This window comes from Bacillus sp. OTU530, from assembly GCF_038440375.1.
The window spans coordinates 1-311 of record NZ_JASATP010000176.1; the positions used below are offsets into that span (position 1 = coordinate 1).

Annotated in this window: 1 protein-coding gene; it reads left to right on the forward strand. The window is 47.9% G+C overall.

The window, feature by feature from the left end; translation table 11 throughout:
- Positions 1-264: M24 family metallopeptidase (locus AAHB12_RS31490; RefSeq protein WP_342048967.1), on the forward strand; the 264-nt coding region annotated here is incomplete at its 5' end.
- Between the last annotated feature and the right edge of the window lie 47 nt (positions 265-311).

Sequence of the window (311 nt, forward strand, 5' to 3'; positions counted from 1 at the left end):
AAAAAGTACGAGGTAGAGGAGTACTTAGTAGAAGTGAGCGAAGGCCGTACAGGTGCCCATGCCACAGGTATGGACCCTGAGGAGGATATCCCAGAAATCGGACCTGGCTGCGATAATGTCCTTGAAGAAGGTCAAACTTTCGCATATGAATTGTCCCTAATTGTTCCGGGAATCGGCGGCGTTCGTACAGAGGACCAAGTGGTCGTGCGCAAGAATGGATTAGAGCCTCTTCATACATTCAATCGCTTCTTGTATGTTGATTAATTTTTAAATCCCTATGCAGGATGCACCGCTGCTCACGGTCTTGATCG